Source organism: Mesorhizobium sp. LMG17149, assembly GCF_024518695.1.
Taxonomy (GTDB): Bacteria; Pseudomonadota; Alphaproteobacteria; order Rhizobiales; family Rhizobiaceae; genus Mesorhizobium.
In genome coordinates this window covers 231,380-254,249 of the sequence record NZ_JANIFL010000003.1, presented here as the reverse complement: position 1 = coordinate 254,249, position 22,870 = coordinate 231,380, and the positions used below count along the sequence as shown (strand labels likewise).

The following is a 22,870-nucleotide window of genomic DNA, read 5'->3' as shown; positions in this document are numbered from 1 at the left end:
GTCAGGGGGTCCTGCGCAACGCAGGGCCCCTTTTCGTTCACCAGCGAGCCCGGTATTGTCGCCGACCTCGCCGGCAATGTTTGCCGAGCTCTCAAGGAGCGGTTGTCCCATGGCCTCGACGATTTTGGAGATGCGCGACATCACCAAGACGTTCCCCGGCGTGAAGGCGCTGTCGAACGTCAATCTCAGCGTCGAGGAAGGCGAGATCCATGCCGTGGTCGGCGAAAACGGCGCCGGCAAGTCGACGCTGATGAAGGTGCTGTCGGGCGTCTATCCCTCAGGAACCTATGACGGCCAGATCATCTTTAACGGCGGGGAATGCCAGTTCAAAGGCATCCATGACAGCGAGCGCAAGGGCATCGTCATCATCCACCAGGAACTTGCGCTGGTACCGATGCTGTCGATCGCCGAAAACATCTTCCTCGGCAACGAGCACGCCAGATACGGCATCATCGACTGGAATTCCAACGAGGCGCGCACCAGCGCCCTGTTGAAGAAGGTGGGCCTCAAGGAGGACCCCAAGACGCTGATCACCAATATCGGCGTCGGCAAGCAGCAGCTGGTCGAAATCGCCAAGGCGCTGAGCAAGGAAGTCAAGCTCCTGATCCTGGACGAGCCGACGGCGTCGCTCAGCGAAAAGGACAGCCAGGCGCTGCTCGACCTTCTGCTCGAATTCAAGCGGCAGGGCATGACCTCGATCCTGATCTCGCACAAGCTCAACGAGGTGAACCGGGTCGCCGACAAGGTCACGGTCATTCGTGACGGGCGCACCATCGAGACGCTGGCCAAGAAGGACATCTCGGAAGATCGCATCATCACTTCGATGGTCGGCCGTTCGCTCGACGACCGCTATCCGCCGCGCGAGCCTGACATCGGCGAGGTCGTGTTCGAAGTGAAGAACTGGTCGGTCTATCACCCGATCCATGCCGAGCGGCAGGTGATCAAGGGCATCGACATCAACGTGCGCAAGGGCGAAGTGGTGGGCATTGCCGGGCTGATGGGCGCTGGCCGCACCGAATTCGCCATGAGCCTGTTCGGCCGCTCCTACGGCCGCCGCATCTCCGGCGAGGTGCTGCTCAAGGGCAAGCCGGTCGACGTATCCTCGGTGAGCAAGGCGGTCCAACACGGTATCGCCTACGTCACAGAGGACCGCAAGACCTACGGTCTCAACCTCATCGACCATATCAAGCACAACATCACGCTGGCCAATCTTGGCGGCGTCTCGCGCCACAGCGTGATCGACGACATGCGCGAGCTCGCCGTTGCCAACGACTATCGCAAGAAGACCAATATCCGCGCTTCCAGCGTCTATCAGATGACCGGCAATCTCTCCGGCGGCAACCAGCAGAAAGTGGTGTTGTCGAAATGGCTGTTCGCCGACCCGGACGTGCTGATCCTCGACGAGCCGACGCGCGGCATCGATGTCGGCGCCAAGTACGAAATCTATACGATCATCGCCCGTCTCGCGGCTGAGGGTAAGGCGATCGTCGTCATCTCGTCGGAAATGCCGGAATTGCTTGGCATCACCGACCGCATCTACGTCATGAACGAAGGGCGCATCGTGGGCGAAATGCCCGCCGCGGAAGCAAGCCAGGAAAAAATAATGCGCGCCATCGTTCGTGGAGAAGGAAAAGCAGCATGAGCACCGAAAGCGCCCCCGCCCCGCAGGGCAACGTCGCCGAAGAGCAGCGCCCACGCATCGCCGTCTCGGCGCTGACGACGAACCTGCGCGAATATGGCCTGATCCTGGCGCTGATCGCCATCATGGTGTTCTTCCAGTTCACCACGAACGGAACGCTGTTCAAGCCGGTGAACCTGAGCAACCTGGTGCAGCAGAACTCGTTCATCATCGTGATGGCGCTGGGCATGCTGCTGGTCATCGTCTCCGGCCATATCGATCTAAGCGTTGGCTCGGTCGCTGGCTTCATCGGCGCGCTGGCGGCGATGATGATGGTCATCTGGCCGCTCGGTCCGTTCAGCAATCCGCTGGTGGTGTCGATCATCTGCCTGATCGTGGGCGGCGCGATCGGCGCCGCGCAAGGCTACTGGATCGCCTATCACCGAATACCGAGCTTCATCGTCACGCTGGCCGGCATGCTGATCTTCCGCGGCATCTGCCAGGCCCTGCTGGGCGGCGGATCCTCGGTGGGGCCGCTACCCGATGGCTTCAAGGCGCTCAGCTCCGGCTTCATCCCGGATGTCATCGGCCCGCTGACGCTGATCCCGCCGACGGTGAACGCGGCCGGCAAGACCATCATGGGCAGCGGCCTGACGCTGCACATGACGACGATCGTGCTGGGCCTGATCGCTGTGCTGGCCTACGCCTATTTCGGGGTGAGGACGCGCCGCAAGCGCGAACGCCATGGCTATGAGGCCGAGCCCTTTGCCCTGTTCGTCGTCAAGACGCTGGTCGGCAGCGCGCTGGCGCTGTTCCTGGTCTACCAGTTCGCCAGCTACAGGGGCCTGCCCGTGGTGCTGCTCGTCATGGGCGTGCTGATCTCGCTGTTCGTCTTCGTCACCAAGCGCATGACCATCGGCCGCCGTATCTATGCCATGGGCGGCAATTCCAAGGCCGCGCAGCTGTCAGGCATCAACACCGAGCGGCTGACGCTGATGGTGTTCATCAATATGGGCGTGCTGTCGGCGCTCGGCGGCCTGATCATCGCGGCGCGACTGGGACAGGCGGTGCCGGCCGCGGGCCTCGGCAGCGAGCTCGACGTCATCGCCGCCGTCTTCATCGGCGGCGCCTCGGCGATGGGCGGCGTCGGTCAGGTCATCGGCGCGGTGGTCGGCGGCTTCATCATGGGCGTGATGAACAACGGCATGTCGATCATGGGCGTCAATGTCGACTGGCAGCAGGTGGTCAAAGGCCTGGTGCTGCTCGGTGCCGTGATCTTCGACGTCTACAACAAGAACAAGGCTTGAACGGGCTTAAGAGCAATTCCAGGAAAATGTGAAACGGTTTTCCGCCTGGAATTGCGCCAAGACAATGAGTTAGAGCGGTTCGCCGTTTCCGTGAAACGGTGAACTGCTCTAGGCGAGGCAAGCAGGAGGCATACGATCGCGGCGCTGCCGGCAACCCGCCGGTAACAGAAGTCCCTGAGGGACCAGGCCCGCGAGCGCAATCCGAACTGAGAATTTAAACCGTGGCATGGACGAGGTCCCGGCCGCGCTGAGTAAGGTCTGCCGTTTTGGCAGTCCTGCCAAGGCAAATGAGAGAGGATTCATCATGCTGATCTCCCAGATCCTCGACGACGCCGAGACCATCCGCGTCGTCGCCCGCAATGGCGGCAAGACCCGGATCATCAATGGCGCCCGCAGCGTCTATTCGCTGGCGATGGAGGCCGCCCGCACCGGCGTCGGCCTCGTCGCGCTGATCGAACGCAAGGGGCTTGGCGAGACGGTCGATCTCGAGGCCGCTTACAAGAAGGGGCGGCTGCTGTCGCCGATCAATCACCCTGATCCGGCGCATCTGCACCTGACCGGCACCGGGCTGACGCATCTCGGCTCCGCCGCGACGCGCGATTCCATGCACAAGAAGCTGAGCGCCGACGGCGAGGAGCAGCTCACCGATTCCATGAAGATGTTCCGCATGGGGCTGGAGGGCGGCAAGCCGGCAAATGGCCAGATCGGCGTGCAGCCGGAATGGTTCTACAAGGGCAACGGCACGATGGCGGTGGCGCCAGGCGCCGCACTCCTGTCACCGGCCTTTGCCAAGGACGCCGGCGAAGAGCCCGAGGTGGCCGGCATCTATGTCATCGGCGACGACGGCGCACCTTTCCGCGTCGGCTTCACGCTGTCGAACGAGTTTTCCGACCACGTGACCGAGCGCGTGAACTATCTGTTCCTCGCCCATTCCAAGCTGCGCAACGCCTCGTTCGGTCCGGAAATCCTGATCGGCGACCTGCCGCCCGATATCCGCGGCACCTCGCGCATCGTGCGTGACAGCGAGGTGCTGTGGGAAAAGCCGTTCCTGTCCGGCGAAGCGAACATGTCGCACACCATCGCCAATCTCGAACATCACCATTTCAAATACGCGGCCTTCCGCCAGCCGGGCGACGTGCATGTGCATATGTTCGGCACGGCGACGCTCTCTTTCGCCGACGGCATCAGGACCGAGGCCGGCGATGTGTTCGAGATCGAGGCCGGGGACTTCGGCCTGCCGCTGCGCAATCCGCTCGAGATCGAACAGCCGGTGAAGGTGGCGGTGAAGGCGCTGTAGAAAGGGTAATCTCCCCCCTTGAGGGGGAGATGTCGCCGAAGGCGACAGAGGGGGTCGTCGCGCGTGGAGTGCCGACGTCTTCTGCGGCACCAAACGACGTTGGCGCTCTACGCGCTGCGACCCCCTCTGGCCTGCCGGCCATCTCCCCCTCAAGGGGGGAGATTGCAGCGCCCAGCCTCAATAAATATCGAAGTCGAAATACTTGGCCTGGATCTTCTTGTAGGTGCCGTCGGCGACGATCGCGTCGATGGCCGCGTTGAGCTTGTCGCGAAGTGCCGTGTCTTCCAGGCGAACGGCAATGCCGGCTTGCGTTTCCGTCCCCTTGACGTCGCCGACCAGCTTGCAGCAGCCGTCGCTCGCCTTCTTCAACCAGTCCATCAGCACGAACTTGTCCGAGATCACAGCGTCAAGACGACCGTTGGTCAGGTCTGTGATCGCCTCTTCCTGGGTGGGATAGAGTTTTGCCTCCGCACCCGCCTTGCCATACTCATTCTGGGCGTAGTCGGCCTGCGTGGTCGAGGCCTGGGCGCCGACCGTCTTGCCGGCCAGTGCCGGTGGTTCGGTCGAGCTGAGATCGCTATCCTTCGGCGCCACCAAAGCGAGCGGTGTCGTGTAATATTTGTTGGTGAAGGCGACCTGCTTCTTGCGCTCCTCGGTGATGCTCATCGAGGCGATGATGGCGTCGAATTTCTTCGCCTGCAAGGCGGGAATGATGCCGTCCCAGTCCTGCGTGACGATCTCGCATTCGACCTTCATCTGCGCGCATAGTGCATTGGCGATGTCGATGTCGAAGCCTTCGACCTTGCCGTCAGCCGTAATGGTGTTGAACGGCGGATAGGCGCCCTCCGTGCCGATCTTGATTTTCTCCTGCGCCTGCGAAAGCGAGCCGGCCGCCACCACCAGCATGGCAGCGCCTGCTGCCGATATGATCCATTTCGAAATCTGCATTTTCTTGGTTCCCCTTGAACGCCGGCATCTTGACGACCAGCAAGGCAGCCAAGCATGGCGAGCCAGCGCAGGCAAGTATTTTGCCTGACGGCGGCGCTCAGCGCGCGGCGCGAAAATGCTTGGACAGCTTCAGGCCCTGCGCCTGATAGTTGGAACCGAGATCGGTGCCATAGAGCGCCTGCGGCCGCTTCAGCATATGCTCGTAGACCAGCCGGCCGACGATCTGGCCGTGGTCGAGGATGAACGGCACTTCGTGGCTGCGCACCTCCAGCACCGCCCGGCTGCCGGTGCCGCCGGACGCCGAGTGGCCGAAGCCTGGATCGAAGAAGCCGGCATAGTGGACGCGGAATTCGCCGACCAGCGGATCGAAAGGCGTCATCTCGGCGGCGTAGAGCGGCGGCACGTGCACCGCTTCCTGGCTGACGAGGATGTAGAACTCGTCGGGGTCGAGCACCAGTTCGCCGGCGCCGCTCTTGTGGATCGGCTCCCAGAAGTCGACGACTTCCTGGGTCGCGCGTTTATCGACATCGACGAGGCCGGTGTGATGCTTGCCGCGGTAGCCGACCAGGCCGTTCTGATCGCCGTTGAGGTCGATCGACAGCGCGATCCCGCCGCCGGAAATGTTCGGCGGCTCGGTGGCGACCAGCATCTCGGTGCGATGCAGGTCGTGCAGCTCGACTTCGGAGAGCAGCGCATTGCCGGTGCGGAAACGGATCTGCGACAGGCGTGAGCCGGTGCGGACCACGATCGGGAAGGTGCGGGGGCTGACTTCCAGAAAGAGCGGGCCATGATAGCCGGCGGCGATCTTGTCGAACTCGTGGCCGCGATCGGTCATGACGCGGGTGAAGATGTCGAGCCGCCCGGTCGAGCTCTTCGGATTGGCCGAGGCCGAAATGTCCGCCGGCAGCGCCAGGCTTTCAAGCAAGGGCACGATGTAGACGCAGCCGGTCTCGAGCACCGCGCCCTCGGCAAGATTGATCTCGTGCAGCTGCAGCCGGTCGAGCTTTTCCGAGACCTTGTGGTTGGGGCCGGGCAGGAAGGAGGCCCGCACCCGCCAGGCCTTGTCGCCGAGCCTGAGATCGAGACTGGCCGGCTGGATCTGGTCGGCGTCGAGCGCACGCGCCGACTTCAGCGCGCCGGACTGGAACAGCGCCGATATGTCCTGATCGGGAAGAATGCCTGTCTGCCGCAAGGCTCCACTCCTAGGTCAGACGTTTTTCTTGTCGCAGGTTCTGGTCGCAAAACCGTGGAACACTTTTGCGGAACCTGCTTGGTACAAACCTCTTAATGAAGCCGGCAATTGACGCAAGCGTGGCGCGGGTCTAAAGGGTCGTTATCCCGTGGTGATTTGGCCGGTCGGCTTGCAGCCACGTTAAACAAGTCGCTAAAGGACCGTCGGGCCGCAAGGCCGTATGGACCGGTTGCGACTTTCGCGGCCGGTTTTTTTGTGTCTGGAAGAAAAGCGATGAGCACCAAGAAGCACAACTGGAAGCCTCAGACGGCACTCGTGCACAGCGGAACGCTGCGTTCCGGTTTCGGCGAAACGTCGGAAGCGATTTACCTGACCCAGGGCTATGTCTACGAAACGGCACAGGCCGCCGAAGCCCGTTTCAAGGGCGAGGAGCCGGGTTTCATCTATTCGCGCTACGCCAACCCCACCGTCGACATGTTCGAGAAGCGCATGTGCGCGCTCGAAGGCGCCGAAGACGCGCGCGCCACCGCGTCGGGCATGGCGGCGGTGACGGCCGCCCTTCTGTGCAGCGCCAAGGCCGGCGACCATATCGTGGCGGCACGTGCGCTGTTCGGCTCCTGCCGCTGGGTGGTCGAGACGCTGGCGCCGAGATACGGCATCGAGGCGACGCTGGTCGACGGCACCGACATCGCCAACTGGGAAAAGGCGGTCAAGCCGAACACCAAGCTGTTCTTCCTGGAAAGCCCGACCAATCCGACGCTGGAAGTGGTCGATATCGCCGCTGTCGCTTCGCTTGCCAATTCGATCGGCGCAAGGCTGATCGTCGACAATGTCTTCGCCACGCCCCTGCAGCAGAAGCCCTTGCAGCTCGGCGCCCATATCGTCGTCTATTCGGCGACCAAGCACATAGACGGCCAGGGGCGCTGTCTCGGCGGCGTCATCCTGTCGGACAAGAAGTGGATCGACGAGAACCTGCACGACTATTTCCGCCATACTGGCCCAAGCCTGTCACCCTTCAACGCCTGGACGCTGCTGAAAGGCCTGGAAACGCTGCCGCTGCGCGTGCGCCAGCAGACGGAAAGCGCGGGCAGGATCGCGGATTTCCTGGCCGAGCGGCCGGAAATCGCCCGCGTCATCTATCCCGGCCGCGCCGACCATCCGCAGGCCGACATCGTCAAGAAGCAGATGTCGGGCGGCTCGACACTGATCTGTCTCGACGTCAAGGGCGGCAAGCACGCGGCCTTCGCCTTGCAGAACGCGCTCGACATCGTCTTGATCTCCAACAATCTCGGTGACGCCAAGAGCCTGATCACCCATCCGGCGACGACGACGCATAAGAATTTGAGCGACGAAGCGCGCGCCGAGCTCGGCATCGGGCCGGGCACGCTCAGGCTGTCGGTTGGGCTGGAGGATGCCGACGATCTGCTCGAGGATATCGCGCAGGCGCTGAAGGCCAGGTAGCGCGCGCGAGCGTCGTCACAGGATTACAGGCCGACCGCCTTGCGCAGCACTTCGTTCATGCGGGTCTGCCAGCCATCGCCAGCGGCCTTGAAGCGGTCGAGAACGTCGGCGTCGAGGCGTAGCTGTACGGCACGTTTGGGCCGGGCAAGCGGCGGCCGGCCAACCTTGCGGCGCGAAACGGCATCGGTTGGCTGCGCATCCGGATCGGCTTCGGCCGCAGCGGTGATCTTGGCATCTTCTTCGTCGGTCATCGCGGCAAGCGCCTTTTTGGCCAACGCCAAAGCGTCAGCACGTGACAGCTGGGGCGCAGCAGCCTCACGGCGTACGATCGTCTTAGAGGTTTTCGACATAGTCCGTAATTTCCTGCCTTGTGGCCTTGCGCAGCGAAATAACGCGGATGGCGTATCGTCGCTCGACATAAACCATCACATGGACGCCAGTTCCGATCAGACCGATGGCAACGAGGCGGTCCTCGCCAAAGTCCTCGCTGTCGTCGAGCCTGATAGCGGCGTTGGCGAAGTCGAAGGAATGGTGCGATCGCAAAATCCACGCCATGCTTGGCCCTGTTCATCCTGGCCTTGTTTTCATCCCACTCGAACTGCATCGCCGCCGGTGCGTTCCCATAAATTATGTATACACAAAAATAGAGCCTAACGCAACATTTCCGTATATACGATAATTATTCCAGCGGTCAAACCTGGCTGACGCCTTCAGGCGCCGGACGGCGTCTCTTCCAGCTCGGCCGTCTTGGTGCCGATGGTCATCGCATTGCCGCGCCAGTCGACGGCGCCGCCGAGCCAGCCGCGTCCCCACATCGCCGGCAGGATCAGGTCGCGCGCCATGATCGCGGCGACCATGCGTGGCGACAGGTACCAGCCCTTGGACCAGGCCAGGGCGCACTCCGGAAGGTAGAAGGCCGCCAGTACGGCAGTGGCGGTTGCCCAGAGGCTGAAACCGGCACTGGCTGCGGCAATCAGCGCAAGCACCAGCGGCACCAAGGCGCCGGTCAGGATTTCGGGTGCGAAGAACAGCGGGAAAGTGACGCGGCGCAGGCGCGCCCAGCGGGCCTGACGCGACCAGATCTCGTCAAACGAGCGCCGGCCAAGCGGCTGCTCGAAGGGGGCGGCGACGAGATTGACGCGCAAGCCGAGGCTGTTCACCAGCTTGGTCGCTGCGGCGTCCTCGGCGATCTCGGCGGCCAGCGCGCGGATGCCGCCATTGGCGTCGAGCATCGGCTTGTTCCAGAGCATGCTCTTGCCCTGGGCAAAGCCAAGGCCGAGCGCCTCGCCGGCATATTGCCAGCGCGCCTGCAGCGTGTTGAGGAAAGCGCATTCGACCTCGGCCCAGAAGCCGGCAGGCCGGGAGCCGATCGGCGTCGAGCAGACAAGGCCGGTGCCGGACCGCCAGGCAGCCATCAGGTGCTGGACGTAGTCTCTCGGCATCAGCACGTTGGAATCGGCCAGGACGACCCAGTCGTGCCGCGCCGCTTCCCAGCCCTTGACGCAATTGTTGAGTTTCGGATTGGCGCTGATGCGGTCGTCGCCGATAAGCAGCCGGGCTGGCACTTTCGGAAACCGGACGATCGTCCTGTTTATCAATTTGACCACGGGATCGTCGGCATGGGCAACGCAGAAAATCAACTCGTAGCGCGGCCAATCGAGCGAGAAGGCGCGTTCCAGCGTCTCCTGCGTGAACGGCTCGACGCCGCGCGACGGCACGACGATCGACACCGGCCGCGGCTTGGCGGCCGGTGGCCCAATGGTGTGGCGCCGTTTCAGACGCGAAGCGGCGAGCACGATGCTGGCGAGATTCGAGAGGATGAGGACAGTTGAAAGCGTGGCGGCTATGAGAGTGAGTTCCATCGAAATCCGGTCACTCCAGGAAAACCGGTCCGCAAGATGGCCGGTTTCAACAGTTCAGCAGAGCGCCCGAGTCGCGCATCACCAGTCCGCGCACACCATCATTGTCATATGTCACTTAAATGACATTCTTTGTCGGCACCTGCCCGCGAGGTCGGCCAGAGGAGGCTTCGGTCGGTTGACCTAACCGCACAGAGCGCCGAAAGTTCCGCTGGAACCGTTTTTTGGAGCCGCTTATGTATAGCGCCGTCACGCGCAACATCGAAGTGCAGGTCAGGCCATTCTATCTGGAGGACCGTTCGGATCCCTCGGAGAACCGCTATGTCTGGGGCTATCAGATAACGATCGACAATCAGTCGGACGACTTCGTGCAGCTTCTGTCGCGCTATTGGCATATCACCGACGGCACTGGCCGGGTCGAGGAAGTGCGCGGCCCCGGCGTCGTCGGCGACCAGCCCGAACTCAATCCCGGCGACAGCTACCAATACACGTCCGGTTGCCCGCTCTCGACACCATCCGGCATCATGGTCGGGCACTACACGATGCGCAACCAGCAGGGCGAGACGTTCGACATCGCCATTCCGGCGTTTTCGCTGGACCTGCCGGGGACGCGGCGGACGGTGAATTGATTTCGCCTCACCGGCCGCTCCGCGGCCGGTGAGGCGTGGTTTTCTCTCTACTGGGCCGCGAATTCCGCCGGGTCGAAGTCATATTGCTTCGAGCAGAATTCGCAGGCGACGTGGATGCCGCCGTCCTCTGTACTGTCCTTGATCTCCTGCGCGGAAAAACCCTCGAGGATGCCGCGGATCTTGTCCCTGGAGCACGAGCACTGGTCGGCGACCGGGACGCCGCCGAAGACGCGCACGCCATGCTCGTGGAACAGCCTGTAAAGCAGCCGCTCGGCACCGATTGTCGGGTCGATCAGTTCGGTCGGCTCGATCGTGCCGAGCAGCGCCAGCAACTCCTGCCAGGAATTGTCGACCGGGTCGTGGATCTCCTCGCGCGGATCGCCATCGCCACCCGGCAGGTCCGGGACGCGCATGCGCTCGGGCGACTGCGGCAGGAACTGCGCCAGGATACCACCGGCGCGCCACTGCTCGCGGGCACCGCCAGGACCGGGCGTCAAAAGCTTGGCCACCGACAGCCTGAGATCGGTCGGGATCTGTTCCGACTGGCGAAAATAGGTGCGCGCCGCATCTTCCAGTGTCTCGCCATCGAGTTGGACGATACCCTGATAGCGCTGCGTATGAGCGCCCTGGTCGATGGTCAGCGCCAGCACGCCGCTGCCAAGCAGCGTCTGCTGGGAAGTTTCGCCGGCCGCGACAAGCGCTTCCAGCCGGTCGGCGTCAAAACGCGCATAGGCGCGCAGCGCCGAGGGCGTGGAAAAATCCGCGACCAGCATGTCGACAGGCCCGTCGGTGCGGGTCTGCAGGATGAACTTGCCCTCGAACTTCAGCGAGGTGCCGAGCAGCACGGTCAGCACACAGGCCTCCGCCAGCAGGCGGGCGACCGGCTCGGGATAATCGTGGCGGCCGAGGATGGCGTCGAGCATCGGCCCGAGTTGGACGGTGCGGCCCCGCACATCGAGCGGGCCGACCTCGAACGGCACGACATGATCGTCGCCGGCATAGCCAAATTCGCCGAGTTTGGGGTGATGTTCAGTCACTTGATAGGTTTCCAACATGACAAAGCTCCAGGGCGCGGCCATGCCGCCCTCCGGGGCGCATGCGTCGAAACGCGCTTGATTTGCGTGATGCGGCGCAAATAGGCATCACACCCCCGCAGATCAAGCTCCCTGGGATCAAGCGCCGAGACACTTCAAGCGCCGAGACACCAGGCAAGCACGGCCTTCTGGGCATGGAGCCGGTTCTCGGCCTCGTCGAAGACCACCGAATGCGGCCCGTCGATGACCTCGTCCGTCACTTCCTCGCCACGATGCGCCGGCAGGCAATGCATGAACAGCGCGTCCGGCTTGGCCTTGGCCATCAGCTTGGCGTTGACCTGATAGGGCGAGAACACGTTGTGGCCGCGGGCGCGGTGCTCCTGACCCATCGAGACCCAACAATCCGTGACGATGCAGTCAGCCTGATCGACGGCTTCCTCGGGCGAGCGGGTGAAGTGCAGCTTGCCGCCATGTGCCCGCGACCAGTCGATATGCTTCTGCGCCGGTTCGCTGCCCTCGGGCACGGCGACGTTGACGTTGAAGCGGAACCGGGCCGAGGCCTCAAGCAAGGAATGCAGCACATTGTTGCCGTCGCCGGTCCAGGCGATGGTCTTGCCGGCGACCGGACCGCGATGTTCCTCGAAGGTCATGATATCGGCCATCAGCTGGCAGGGATGGGTGTCGTCGGTCAATCCGTTGATCACCGGCACGGTGGCGTTCTCGGTCAATTCCAGCAGGCGCTCATGCGAGGTGGTGCGGATCATGATCGCATCGACATAGCGCGACAGCACCTTGGCCGTGTCGGCAATTGTCTCGGAGCGGCCGAGCTGCATCTCGGTGCCGGTCAGCATGATGGTCTCGCCGCCGAGCTGCCGCATGCCGACGTCGAAGGAGACGCGCGTGCGCGTCGACGGCTTGTCGAAGATCATCGCCAGCACCTTGCCTTCGAGCGGTTTGGTGCGCTCGCCGGCCTTGAGGCGCGCCTTTCGCACCACCGCATCGTCCAGCATCAAGCGCAGATCGCCTTCGGAAACGGTGGAAAGATCGGTGAAATGGCGAACTGACATCTGCAATGGTTCCGGGATTACTTCGCCGCGGCGGAAGCGATCGCCTCCGCCAGGCCCTTGGCGCCGGCGCGGATGCGGTTGAGCGCGTCATGGATCTCGGCGTCGGTGACGGTGAGCGGCGGCAACAGGCGAATGACGTTGTCGCCGGCCGGAACCGCCAGCAGGTGCTGGTCGCGCAAGGCCATGTTCACCTTGGTGTTGGGCATGGCGCATTTGAGGCCGAGCATCAACCCGGCACCCCTGATGTCCTCGATGATTTCGGGAAATTCGTCGGCGACCGACGCCAGCCCCTGCTTCATCAGCAGCGCCTTGCGCTGGACATCTTCGAGGAAACCGTCTTCCAGCACGACATCGAGCACGGCGTTGCCGACCGCCATGGCAAGCGGGTTGCCGCCGAAAGTGGTGCCGTGCACGCCAGCGCTCATGCCGACAGCTGCTTCATCCGTGGCAAGGCAGGCGCCCATCGGGAAGCCGCCGCCAATACCCTTGGCGATCGCCATGATGTCTGGCGTAACACCTGACCATTCATGCGCGAACAGCTTGCCGGTACGGCCGATGCCGCACTGGACCTCGTCGTAGATCAACAGCAGGCCGTGCTGTTCGCACAAATGCCTGAGCCGCTTCAGCGACTGCGTCGGCACCGGGCGGATACCGCCCTCGCCCTGCACCGGCTCGATCAGGATCGCGGCCGTCTCCGGCGTGATCGCTTTTTCGGCGGCGTCGATATCGTCGAAGCCAACCTGATCGAAACCTTCGACCTTGGGGCCGAAGCCTTCGAGATATTTGTACTGGCCGCCAGCCGCGATGGTCGCCAGCGTGCGGCCATGGAAGGCGCCCTCAAAGGTGATGACGCGGAAGCGCTCGGGATTTCCTTTGACGAAATGGTAGCGCCGCGCCGTCTTGATCGCGCATTCCAGCGCCTCGGCGCCGGAATTGGTGAAGAACACCTTGTCGGCGAAGGTGGCGTCGGCCAGCCGCTCGCCAAGCCGGCTCTGCCCCGGAATCTCATAGAGGTTGGAAACATGCCAGAGCTTGGCGGCCTGCTCGGTGAGTGCGGCGACCAGATGCGGATGGCTGTGGCCCAGCGAATTGACGGCGATGCCGCCGGCGAAATCGAGATATCGCTCGCCCTTGTCGGTAACCAGCCAGGTGCCTTCCCCGTGGTCGAAGGCCAGGGGTGCGCGAGCAAAGGTCTCGTAAAGCGCCGAACCGCTCATTATATGCGTCTCCGGTACCGGAAAATCAAAAAAGCCGCCAAAGCGGCGGCCTGTGCGGCTTATCCCGTTTTTCGGCCATGAAGTCAACGAAAACGTCGCGTAGTGGCGCGCGGCAAGCCCTCCGACGGGACGCCGGCTCATCAGCGACCGGGCAAGTTGGGGAAAACCGAAAAAACCGATTCGTGTTGCACTTGGGACTCTTGTCACCGAGTCAGCGCATAGAGTAGTTGTAGTTGAGAAATAACTAGATTTCGTGCGGCGGACCTAATCACCAGATATATGTGGTGTCTGCCCCGGCAAATGTTGCCGGGTCGGGAGAAGGATTCCGATTGCCGCACGCTTAGAGGAGCGCGGTCTCATGAACTGGACTGACGAGCGGGTAGAACTCTTGAGAAAACTGTGGTCGGAGGGTCTGAGCGCAAGCCAGATTGCTGCGCAGCTTGGAGGGGTCAGCCGCAACGCGGTCATCGGGAAGGTGCATCGGCTGAAACTGTCGGGCCGCGGACGCTCGACCGCCACACCGGCACGCCAGAAGAAGGCAGCGCAAGGATCGACTGTCCAGAAATCGGTATCACGCGCTGCAACCACGGCACGCCATGTCACGACATCGATCGGCGCGACCGCCTTGCAGACGCAGTTCGACGCCGAACCCGTGGCACGCCATTACATCCGCCCGGTTGAGAATGTCGTGCTGCCGATCTCGCGGCATCTGCAACTGGTCGAGCTGACCGAGCGAACCTGCAAATGGCCGAACGGTGACCCGCTTTCAGAGGACTTCCATTTCTGCGGCAACGAAGCCGCCGAAACCGGACCCTACTGCAAATATCACGCCCGCGTGGCGTTCCAGCCGGCATCGGAGCGGCGGCGGAGTCGCTGAGCGAATAGCGAATAGCGAATAGCGAATAGCGAATAGCGAATAGAAACGGCTTGCCTTCCGTCACAGGAAGCAAGCCGTTTTTGTGTTCGCTATTCGCTACTCCCTATTCGCTCTCTTCTCACAGCCAACCGTTCTTCCTGAACCGCCAGTAGAGAAACGTGCAGATGAGCGCGATAGCGCCCAGCACCACCGGATAGCCGTATTCTATCTTCAGTTCCGGCATACTGTCGAAGTTCATGCCGTAGATGCCGGCGAGCGCCGTCGGCACCGCCAGGATCGCGGCCCAGGAGGCGAGTTTCTTGGTGTTCGCCGTTTCCTGACTCTGGCCGACCAGGAGGCTGGCCTCGAAAGCGAACGCCAGCACTTCGCGCAGGCTGTCGATCTTCTCCTGGACGGTGCGGATGTGGTCGGTCACGTCGCGGAACAGCGGGTGCATGGCGGTATGTATCTGCGGCAGCTCGGCGCTGGTCAGCCGTCGGCAGACTTCGACCAGCGGAAGCGCGGCATTGCGCAGGCGCAGGAGATCGCGGCGCAGCATATAGAGCCGTTCGATGTCGGGAGCGGTCATCGGCTTCAGCAGAACCTTGTCCTCGATCGCCTCGACTTCGTCCTCGATCTGCTCGAGCACCGGCATGTAATTGTCGACGATGAAATCGAGAATGGCGTAAAGGACGAAATCCTCACCCTTGGCCAGCGAGTGCGGGCAGCTTTCCCAGTGCTGACGAACGGCGGCATAGGACGTCGAGGGACCGTGCCTGACGCTGACGATGTAGCCTGAGCCGACAAACAAATGGGTCTCGCCGAAGGTGACCCGACCGTCGATCAACTGCGCGGTGCGGGCGACGATGAACAAGGCGTCGCCATATTGTTCGATCTTCGGCCGCTGGTGCGGGTGCTCGGCATCCTCTATCGCCAGTTCATGCAGGTGGAACTGCGCCTGGACGCGCAGCAGCAGGTTGCGGTCGGGCTCCAAAAGGCCGATCCAGACGACATGACCGGATTTCTTTGCCCATTCGCCGGCTTCCTCGATGGGAATGTCGGCAATGCGGCGCCCCGCCGTGTAGACGCCGCAAGCGATAATGCCCGATATCGGCCCAGGCGCCGGGGTCAGGTTCCGAGCATTTTCCATCACGACCTCCCGGAGCAAATCCACGGGCGAGGATAGAGGCAAAGCCCGGAAAGCTTACTGTAAATCGGGTGACGGTTCGAGAGGCGCGTTCACTTCACCGGCTGCGTCTCGGAAAGACTGATTTTGTCGGTCTTGTCACCCTTGGGCCGCTCAGCCGGCAACTGATCGCCGGTGACGATGTAATAGATGGTCTCGGCGATGTTGGTGGCGTGATCACCGATACGCTCGATGTTCTTGGCACAAAACAGCAGATGCGTGCAGGGCGTGATGTTGCGCGGATCTTCCATCATGTAGGTCAGCAATTCGCGAAACAGCGATGTGTACATGGCGTCGATCTGGTCGTCACGATCGCGCACGAAGCCGATTTTCTCCACCGCGCGAGACGCGTAGACGTCGAGCACTTCCTTGAGCTGGGTCAACGCCAGGGTGGACAGAGCCTCGAGGCCGCGGAACAGGCTGGTCGGCTGGCGTCCATCGGTGACGGCGACCACCCGCTTGGCAACGTTCTTGGCGAGATCGCCAACCCGCTCGAGGTCGGCGGAGATGCGAATGGTCCCGACGATCTCGCGCAAATCCGCCGCCATCGGCTGACGCTTGGCAATGATGATGATGGCCTTGTCGTCGATTTCGCGCTGGCCCTCGTCCAGTACGGTATCGTCGCGGATGACCTTCTGGGCAAGGCCTGGGTCGGCATTGACGAGAGCGGTAACCGCCTGCTCGACCATGCGCTCGGCATGGCCTCCCATCGCGGCGATGCGCTTCGACAGATATTTCAACTCCTCGTCATAAGCGCTGACGATGTGCACGGACTGCATGGCAAAATGCCTTCCCACGGGGTGTTTTGATTTTGAGTCGTTTCCTCGAATCCCCGCTGATACGCTAGCCGGATGACAGAAAAAAGAAACAGTCCCTTTGAATTAGGGCGATATCAGTGAGTCGGCAAATGAACCGAGAATGCCGCGCCGTTGCCGACTTCGGACTTGATCGAAAGCCGGGCGTTGTGGCGCGTCAGTATATGCTTGACGATCGACAGGCCGAGGCCGGTACCCTTCTGGGTCCGGCTGGTCTCGACGTCGACGCGGTAGAAGCGCTCGGTAATGCGCGGAATGTGCTCCTCGGGAATGCCAGGGCCAAAGTCCCTGATCGTCACGTCGATGCCCGGTTCTGATCCGGCGTCGCTATGGGCTATGGATACAACCACGCGCCCACCCGACTGCCCGTATTTGCAGGCGTTTTCCAAGAGGTTCTCGAAAACCTGGAAAAGCTCATCGCGATCGCCAGGCACATGAAGCGGCCCATCGGCGTAGTGCCGCTCGATGGCAACGGCGTTTTCGCTGGCCAGCGGTCCGAGCGAGTCGATGACGCTGTCGACTGTCTGCCGCAGATCCACCTCGGTTCCCGGCTTCAGATAGGGTTTCATCTCGAGCCGCGACAGCGACAACAAATCGTCGATCAGACGCGCCATGCGACCGGTCTGGCTCTGCATGATCTGCAGAAACTGGTCGCGCGCCGCCGCGTCGTTGCGGGCTGGCCCGCGCAGCGTTTCGATAAAGCCGGCGATGGAGGCGAGCGGCGTGCGCAGTTCATGGCTGGCATTGGCAATGAAATCGGCGCGCATGCGGTCGATCCGGCGTGCTTCGCTCTGGTCCTTGAACACCAGCACATAGAGATCGGTGGCGTGACCGACCGAGGACACACTCACCCGGTAGGCCCGTTCGACCGGCAGTTTCTCCATGTAGTCGACGACATCGGAGGCGATATCACCAGATAGTACTCCATCCAGCAGGGTTTGCATCTCCGGCGCCCGGAATTTCAACGACAGCGACATGCCTGGCGCGATGCCGCCGAAGGCGGCGAAGGCGGCGGCGTTGGCATGGACGATGGTGGCGGTCCGGTCGAAGATGATCAGCGGATCGGCGACGGCGGCGGCCAGATATTCACCCGAGAGCCGCTGCAGGCCGATGGCCTCGATGGCAGCGCCGCTGCCGGTGGATTGGCGCGCGCCGGCGGTCGGCAGTATTGCCGCTGCAAGCAGCAACAGCAGCGCCGCGGGGACGACATAGGCTGAAATCCCGGCCAAGGCATAAACAGCGAGAACCGCAACGACGCCGGCCGCAAGCAGCCAGCGGCTATTCCACAGCCGTGCGGCCATGGTTTGCGTCATGCCTCTCTGCTCTGTGTCCAGGTCAGCCATTCGCTCGTGGACCTGCCCCCCATGTCTTCGCACCCGGTCGCACGGTGGCGGAAAACTTCCACTAGACCGCTTGCCGCATGACCCCGAAAATCGGGATCGATTTTCGGAAAGGATCATGCGCAAATTAAAAGTGCTACAGCGTCCTTTGCGCATCCAAACGGACGCGCGACGCTATAGTGGCTCCCCATAGCATGAGTCCGGAAGCTGGAAAGGGTTCGTCTCGATGAAAAAAGCAAAAGAAAGTCCCGCCGCGCCAACTGCGGGGCCGCTGAAGATCAGGATCGGCGGCAAGGAGCGGGAGTTCGACATCGAAAATCCCGTGCTTCCCGACTGGGTCGAGGACAACAAGCTGACCGCTGGCGGCTATCCCTACGACAAGAAGATGAAAAGCGACGAGTATGACGAGATGCTCGAGAAGCTGCAGATCGAGCTGGTCAAGGCGCAGGCCTGGCTGCAGTCGACCGGCAAACGGGTGATGGCGCTGTTCGAGGGCCGCGATGCTGCAGGCAAGGGCGGCACGATCTTCGTGGTGCGCCAGTACCTCAATCCGCGCACGGCACGCAACGTGGCGCTGACCAAGCCGACCCCGACCGAGCTTGGGCAATGGTACTACCAGCGCTATGTCCACCACTTCCCGACTTCAGGCGAATTCGTCACCTTCGACCGTTCCTGGTACAACCGCGCCGGTGTCGAGCCGGTGATGGGTTTCTGCACCCCGCAGCAGCACGAGCAGTTTCTTGAGGAGACGCCGCATTTCGAGCGGATGATCTCCAACGAGGGCATCCACTTCTTCAAATTCTGGCTGAACATCGGCCGGGAAACGCAGCTCGAGCGCTTCCATGACCGTCGCTACAGCCCGCTGAAGAGCTGGAAGTTTTCGCCCATCGACGTTGCAGGCATCACCAAGTGGGACGACTACACCAAGGTGCGCGACACCATGTTCGAGCGCACCCACAAGGAATTCGCGCCGTGGATCATCGTACGGGCCAATGACAAGCGGCGCGCGCGGCTGGCGATCATGCGGCGCATCCTGTCGTCTCTGCCCTATGAGGGGCGCGATCTCGAAATCATCGGCAAGGAAGACAAGAAGATCATCGGCGAAGGGCCGTCATTCCTCGGCAAGCAGGATTGACGCTTCCGCGCCGCGCGGCCAAGGCCGCGCGGCGCGTTCCTTGAGGCTTTCGCTCAGGCCGCGAGCCGGGCGATGCGTTGCAATCGCCGCAGCGTGGTGTCGTCCTGCAGCGCCTGCTGGAAAAGCGAAATCTCCTGATCGATGCGGTCGCAGAGGGCCTCGGTGTTCCCTTTCAGCAGGCCGCGCGTCTGCAGCAAGGCGGCGACCGGCTTCTTGACGAGCTGTCTTGCCCGGCCGAGGGCCGCCTCCTCGACGGTGCCTCCCGGCACGATCTCCGCGACAAGGCCGAGCGCCCTGGCGTCCTCGGCGCGAAGCGTGTCGCCGAGGCAGAAGAAGCGGAAGGCACCGGCGTAGCCGAGCTTCTGCGGCGCCAGGATGCTGGTCGCCGCATCCGGCACCAGGCCGAAATCGACGAACGGCACCCTGAACGTGCTCTCATCGGACGCGATCACCATGTCGCAGTGGAACAGGATGGTGCAGCCGACACCGACGGCATCGCCATCGACGCATGCCAGGATGGGCTTTGGAAACGTCGCCAGCGTGCGGAACAGGTCGGTGACGGCGGCGATCAGTTTCTGGTGCTTGGTGGCGTCGAGGAATTCGGAGAAGTCGCCGCCAAGACAGAAACAGCCTGCCAGGCCGCGCAGCACGACGACGCGAACCTCCTCATTGTCGGCGGCTTCATGGAAGGTCCTTGCCAGGCTTTCATAGGCTCTCCTGTCCAGCACCGGCCGGCCGTCGCTCGACGACACGGTGACGACCAGCGTGTGGTTGCGAAGTTCAGGTTGCGGGTGTGTGCTCATGGCTGTCTCCGATCTCATGACGCACGCCTTTGCCCGAGCATGTCGGGATATCCCCTGGCCAGCACGGGAGCAAAATGATTGCGGCGCGACCGCACCACATCGAGGGTGTGTTCGTTGAAGGTCAGCAAGGTGGCGACGACCTGCTGGTTGCCATAGGTGCGCTGATAGCCCAGCGGGGTCGCCAGGAAATGCAGTTGCAAGGCGCGCAGCACCCACATCGGCTCGAACTCGATGATCACCTTGTCGACGCCGCGCTTCAGCCCCCACTCGACGAAACCGGCAATCAGTTCGGTGCCGACGGTCGAAACGCCACGACGGCCATCACGAAAACCGGGAGCCACCGCGTAGCGGGTCAATTCCCAGATGTTTGGACCCGATGGCGGCGTTCCTTCGGAAAGATCGGTCAAGACCTCGGTCAGCAGATGTGGCCGCGTCGTCGGCAACATCCTCTGATAACCCGCCACTTCACCGCCTCGGATGACGATCTGATGGACCGCCTCGTCGTGGTCGAACTGGTCGAGTTCGAGCCCGTCGGGCCGCCTGAGGTCATCCCACCCCATCTCTTCGACGAATATCTTGTAGCGCAACCGATGGACGGCCTCCCAAAGGTCGGGACGTTCCATCAATTCCTGGGTTGTAAGGGAAAAAAGCATTCCGCCGTCTCCTGCGTTCAGAGGAAGATACGGCCGTGCTTTGATGAGAAAATTGCGTGATCGCGTAGGCAAAAATTCCAGGTCGGCACGGCCGACCTAACTAATGTAGCCGCGCCGTATCGCTTCCGCGACGGCCTGCACCCTGTTGACGGCACCTAGTTTGCTTTTGGCGTTAAGAAGATGTTTCTCCGACGTGTGTTCGGAAATGCCGAGGATTTGCGAAATCTCCCATTCGGACTTGCCGACGGCGGCCCATTGCAGGCATTCGCGCTCGCGCGGCGTCAGCACGATATGATCGATGGTGTTGCTCGCCATGGTGTGGAGTTGCATGGCGCGGCCAACCGCATAGGTCGAGACCAGCGACACCTGGCCAAATTCGGCGGCGGACAATTCCACAGCCTCGCCGCCCAGCGACACCATGACGATCTGGCCGTCAAGCGTGATCAACGGAAAGGCCAATCCATCACGCAGTTTGAAGGCGCCGGCATCGCCCATCACCTCGCCGCTGCTCTTGTCTATGCGGATGCCCTGCGACGCCTCGTGCCACTGGAAGGGCGCCTGCAACTGTTTCATGTGGCTGACGACCGGGTCATGGTCGACATAGTTGCGCGCGACATAGCGCTCCAGCCATTCGCCCGGCCAATCGCAGAGAAGCACATGCTGCTTTTGCTGGCCGGCCGGCGTGCCTGGCTGCGGTACGGTTCCCGCCATCAGCGCGGTGAGGCCGAAATCCGATGTTATGCCCAGCAGCCTTTCACAGACCGCCGCCGCCGTTGCGGCGTGCTGCAGTTGGTCTATGTATTCCAGCGTGCGATCGAACTGACCCATCGCAACATCAACCCCATGTTGCCTCGTGCATTGCGGCCAATGATGCGTGCCTGATTTACACTTCGCCACCGACCACGGATTGCAAATCGCATACTTATTTTGTGGCTTCCCTCACCGAGGCGGCCGAAGCTGATTTGCAAACCGGCTAAATCATATCCTGAAATCGGCGGGTTGAAATCAAAAACCATTGTGCCTGTACCATTTTCGTACCAAAACCGGTGCGAGCACGACTGTGGCGGAGTTTTATCTTGGCGTTCCGGTGGAGGTCCTTCGCCCTTGCGATGCTGATCGGCTTGCTGTCGTTCGCCGACGGCGCGCGCGCCGCGGCGCCTCAGGTTCCGGTGCTGTGGGATGCCAAGGAGCGGCTGCCCAAGCCAGACCTTTCGACGCTGCCCCGGCTGAGGTTCCTGACCACCACGGACTTCCCGCCCTTCAACTTCCTCGACGGTGCGGGAAAGCTGTCCGGCTTCCATATCGATCTGGCACGCGCCATCTGCGCCGAGCTTGGCATTGTTGAAAAATGCCAGATCCAGGCCCTGCCCTGGGCCGAGCTGGAAGGCGCACTGCGGAAAGGGGAAGGCGAGGCGATCATCGCCGGCATCGCCGCCACACCGGAATCGCGCGCGACCTACGCCTTCTCACGCTCCTATCTGCAGTTTCCAGCGCGCTTCATCATGCCGAAAGGCAAGGCGCTGACCGAGCCCATCTTTGACAAATTGCACGGCAAGCGTGTCGGCGTGATATCAGGCTCGGCGCATGAGCGCATGCTGCGCGACTATTTCAACACGGTTCAGGTTGTCCCTTTCGACAGGCCGGAAGACCTCTATGCCGATCTCAAGGCCGGCAAGGTCGACGCCGGCTTCGGCGACGGCATGCGCCTGGCTTTCTGGCTGGGCGGCTCGGACGCGGCGGGCTGCTGCCGCTTTGCCGGCGGGCCCTATCTGGCGCCTGAATATCTGGGCTCGGGCATGGTCATCGCCACCAAAGCGGACAATCCGGCGCTGGCCGCCGCGATCGATTACGCGCTGCAGGAGATTTCGATGAAAGGCACGTTCGCCGAATTTTATCTGCGCTATTTCCCGGTCAGCTTTTTCTGATCCGGTTCCGGTCGGCTTTGCCGGCCTGACCTGAACCTCAACAGCGCCCGGCCAAGGACTTCAGGTCAGCGTGCGGAGCCGCGCCTTGGCCGCGCGGCCGATGGCAGCAACCGTCAGCGTGTCGAGATCGAGCTGACGCCGGATCAGCTGCAGCACCCGTACCTCTTCCATGCGCATTTCGAGGTCGACGGCGGCAACCTCGAAGGCGGCGGCATAGGCGGTGTCGCGCAGCCGCTCAGGCAAGACCTCGGCGACTTCAGCCAGCACGCCCTCCAGCCCGTCCTTTTCGTGCAGGCGCTTCTGGCAGTCCTGGGCAACGCCGACCAGCCTGTCGTGGTTGAAGTCCTCGAACACCGGCCAGGAGCGGACGACCTCGCCGATCCGCGCCAGTTCGACATCGGTCATGTCGCGGTCGGAGGCCGAGGTGATGACCATCAGATAGATCAGGGCTTCATGAGGTGTCGGCAATTTTTTCTCCTTGAACCGGGCCTCGAAGTTAGGAACGCCCGTTCTGCACCGCAAGGAAAA

At 62.4% G+C, this 22,870-nt stretch carries 23 protein-coding genes and 1 riboswitch; of the genes, 8 read left to right on the top strand and 15 right to left on the bottom strand.

The features are described from left to right. Window positions 1-109 precede the first annotated feature (109 nt). From mmsA to araD1, 3 genes are all read left to right on the top strand, one after another. The gene (mmsA, locus tag NP945_RS07440; RefSeq protein WP_127266708.1) at window positions 110-1,642 is read left to right on the top strand and encodes a multiple monosaccharide ABC transporter ATP-binding protein; all 1,533 of its coding nucleotides are present in this window, start codon (window positions 110-112) and stop codon (window positions 1,640-1,642) included. Then, a complete protein-coding gene (gene mmsB, locus NP945_RS07435) occupies window positions 1,639-2,925 on the top strand; it encodes a multiple monosaccharide ABC transporter permease (RefSeq protein WP_027038593.1) in 1,287 nt (428 codons plus the stop codon). The genes mmsA and mmsB overlap by 4 nt, the downstream gene beginning before the upstream one ends. A gap of 304 nt (window positions 2,926-3,229) precedes the next feature. Beyond that, window positions 3,230-4,222 (top strand): AraD1 family protein, encoded by a 993-nt coding sequence (gene araD1, locus NP945_RS07430; RefSeq protein WP_127319683.1) that lies wholly within the window; start codon window positions 3,230-3,232, stop codon window positions 4,220-4,222. 177 nt (window positions 4,223-4,399) lie between these two features. Here the strand turns inward: araD1 and NP945_RS07425 are convergent, their stop codons facing one another. Together NP945_RS07425 and NP945_RS07420 are read right to left on the bottom strand one after the other, a co-directional pair. Further along, entirely contained in the window at window positions 4,400-5,170 is a 771-nt protein-coding gene (locus NP945_RS07425) for an ABC transporter substrate-binding protein (protein WP_128307995.1), read from the bottom strand. Between the two features lie 97 nt (window positions 5,171-5,267). Then, window positions 5,268-6,362 carry a 2'-deoxycytidine 5'-triphosphate deaminase gene (locus NP945_RS07420; RefSeq protein ID WP_256745968.1) on the bottom strand — a complete coding sequence of 365 codons (1,095 nt, stop codon included), beginning with the start codon at window positions 6,360-6,362 and terminating at the stop codon, window positions 5,268-5,270. A gap of 138 nt (window positions 6,363-6,500) precedes the next feature. Continuing rightward, a riboswitch (SAM riboswitch) is annotated at window positions 6,501-6,578 on the top strand. A 57-nt stretch (window positions 6,579-6,635) separates the two neighbouring features. Between NP945_RS07420 and NP945_RS07415 the strand changes: the two genes are divergently transcribed. Further along, on the top strand, window positions 6,636-7,823 hold the full coding sequence (locus NP945_RS07415) for an O-succinylhomoserine sulfhydrylase (RefSeq protein WP_256745967.1): 1,188 nt from the start codon (window positions 6,636-6,638) through the stop codon (window positions 7,821-7,823). A gap of 23 nt (window positions 7,824-7,846) precedes the next feature. On the opposite strand, the gene NP945_RS07410 is transcribed toward NP945_RS07415, so the two are convergent. The 3 genes from NP945_RS07410 to NP945_RS07400 form a co-directional block, all read right to left on the bottom strand. After that, the gene (locus tag NP945_RS07410) at window positions 7,847-8,173 is read right to left on the bottom strand and encodes a BrnA antitoxin family protein (protein ID WP_236383388.1); all 327 of its coding nucleotides are present in this window, start codon (window positions 8,171-8,173) and stop codon (window positions 7,847-7,849) included. After that, window positions 8,157-8,378, bottom strand: coding sequence for a BrnT family toxin (locus tag NP945_RS07405; RefSeq protein WP_256745966.1), 222 nt, complete (start codon window positions 8,376-8,378; stop codon window positions 8,157-8,159). The genes NP945_RS07410 and NP945_RS07405 overlap by 17 nt, the downstream gene beginning before the upstream one ends. A gap of 155 nt (window positions 8,379-8,533) precedes the next feature. After that, window positions 8,534-9,685: a ceramide glucosyltransferase gene (locus NP945_RS07400; protein WP_256745965.1), complete on the bottom strand. Its 1,152-nt coding sequence runs from the start codon at window positions 9,683-9,685 to the stop codon at window positions 8,534-8,536. Window positions 9,686-9,918: 233 nt separating this feature from the next. Here NP945_RS07400 and apaG point away from each other — a divergent pair, with 233 nt between their 5' ends. Next, window positions 9,919-10,311 carry a Co2+/Mg2+ efflux protein ApaG gene (gene apaG, locus NP945_RS07395; protein WP_127319328.1) on the top strand — a complete coding sequence of 131 codons (393 nt, stop codon included), beginning with the start codon at window positions 9,919-9,921 and terminating at the stop codon, window positions 10,309-10,311. Window positions 10,312-10,358: 47 nt separating this feature from the next. Here the strand turns inward: apaG and NP945_RS07390 are convergent, their stop codons facing one another. From NP945_RS07390 to NP945_RS07380, 3 genes are all read right to left on the bottom strand, one after another. Continuing rightward, window positions 10,359-11,390, bottom strand: coding sequence for an Hsp33 family molecular chaperone (locus NP945_RS07390; RefSeq protein WP_256745964.1), 1,032 nt, complete (start codon window positions 11,388-11,390; stop codon window positions 10,359-10,361). Between the two features lie 110 nt (window positions 11,391-11,500). Further along, window positions 11,501-12,412, bottom strand: a complete 912-nt coding sequence (gene argF / locus NP945_RS07385) for an ornithine carbamoyltransferase (RefSeq protein WP_256745963.1) — start codon at window positions 12,410-12,412, stop codon at window positions 11,501-11,503. Between the two features lie 17 nt (window positions 12,413-12,429). Then, window positions 12,430-13,629, bottom strand: a complete 1,200-nt coding sequence (locus tag NP945_RS07380; protein ID WP_256745962.1) for an aspartate aminotransferase family protein — start codon at window positions 13,627-13,629, stop codon at window positions 12,430-12,432. Window positions 13,630-13,987: 358 nt separating this feature from the next. Between NP945_RS07380 and NP945_RS07375 the strand changes: the two genes are divergently transcribed. Continuing rightward, on the top strand, window positions 13,988-14,506 hold the full coding sequence (locus NP945_RS07375; protein WP_127267146.1) for a GcrA family cell cycle regulator: 519 nt from the start codon (window positions 13,988-13,990) through the stop codon (window positions 14,504-14,506). Window positions 14,507-14,624: 118 nt separating this feature from the next. On the opposite strand, the gene NP945_RS07370 is transcribed toward NP945_RS07375, so the two are convergent. The 3 genes from NP945_RS07370 to NP945_RS07360 form a co-directional block, all read right to left on the bottom strand. After that, window positions 14,625-15,635: a magnesium and cobalt transport protein CorA gene (locus NP945_RS07370; RefSeq protein ID WP_256745961.1), complete on the bottom strand. Its 1,011-nt coding sequence runs from the start codon at window positions 15,633-15,635 to the stop codon at window positions 14,625-14,627. Between the two features lie 89 nt (window positions 15,636-15,724). Continuing rightward, window positions 15,725-16,450 carry a phosphate signaling complex protein PhoU gene (gene phoU, locus NP945_RS07365; RefSeq protein ID WP_127319336.1) on the bottom strand — a complete coding sequence of 242 codons (726 nt, stop codon included), beginning with the start codon at window positions 16,448-16,450 and terminating at the stop codon, window positions 15,725-15,727. 113 nt (window positions 16,451-16,563) lie between these two features. After that, window positions 16,564-17,829 (bottom strand): ATP-binding protein, encoded by a 1,266-nt coding sequence (locus NP945_RS07360; protein WP_127267148.1) that lies wholly within the window; start codon window positions 17,827-17,829, stop codon window positions 16,564-16,566. Window positions 17,830-18,052: 223 nt separating this feature from the next. On the opposite strand from NP945_RS07360, the gene ppk2 reads away from it, so the two are divergent. Then, the gene (ppk2, locus tag NP945_RS07355) at window positions 18,053-18,961 is read left to right on the top strand and encodes a polyphosphate kinase 2 (protein ID WP_256745960.1); all 909 of its coding nucleotides are present in this window, start codon (window positions 18,053-18,055) and stop codon (window positions 18,959-18,961) included. A gap of 53 nt (window positions 18,962-19,014) precedes the next feature. Here ppk2 and NP945_RS07350 read toward each other — a convergent pair whose 3' ends face one another. The 3 genes from NP945_RS07350 to NP945_RS07340 all read right to left on the bottom strand — a co-directional run bounded on the left by NP945_RS07350 (window position 19,015) and on the right by NP945_RS07340 (window position 21,245). Beyond that, complete coding sequence (locus tag NP945_RS07350; protein WP_013533649.1) at window positions 19,015-19,764, bottom strand: enoyl-CoA hydratase-related protein; 750 nt, start codon at window positions 19,762-19,764, stop codon at window positions 19,015-19,017. A gap of 14 nt (window positions 19,765-19,778) precedes the next feature. Further along, window positions 19,779-20,417: an acyl-homoserine-lactone synthase gene (locus tag NP945_RS07345; protein WP_013533650.1), complete on the bottom strand. Its 639-nt coding sequence runs from the start codon at window positions 20,415-20,417 to the stop codon at window positions 19,779-19,781. Between the two features lie 96 nt (window positions 20,418-20,513). Beyond that, on the bottom strand, window positions 20,514-21,245 hold the full coding sequence (locus NP945_RS07340) for a LuxR family transcriptional regulator (RefSeq protein ID WP_127267150.1): 732 nt from the start codon (window positions 21,243-21,245) through the stop codon (window positions 20,514-20,516). A gap of 248 nt (window positions 21,246-21,493) precedes the next feature. Here NP945_RS07340 and NP945_RS07335 point away from each other — a divergent pair, with 248 nt between their 5' ends. Beyond that, window positions 21,494-22,342, top strand: a complete 849-nt coding sequence (locus NP945_RS07335) for a transporter substrate-binding domain-containing protein (protein WP_256745959.1) — start codon at window positions 21,494-21,496, stop codon at window positions 22,340-22,342. Between the two features lie 60 nt (window positions 22,343-22,402). Here NP945_RS07335 and NP945_RS07330 read toward each other — a convergent pair whose 3' ends face one another. Beyond that, window positions 22,403-22,810: a tellurite resistance TerB family protein gene (locus NP945_RS07330; protein WP_013533653.1), complete on the bottom strand. Its 408-nt coding sequence runs from the start codon at window positions 22,808-22,810 to the stop codon at window positions 22,403-22,405. Window positions 22,811-22,870 lie beyond the last annotated feature (60 nt).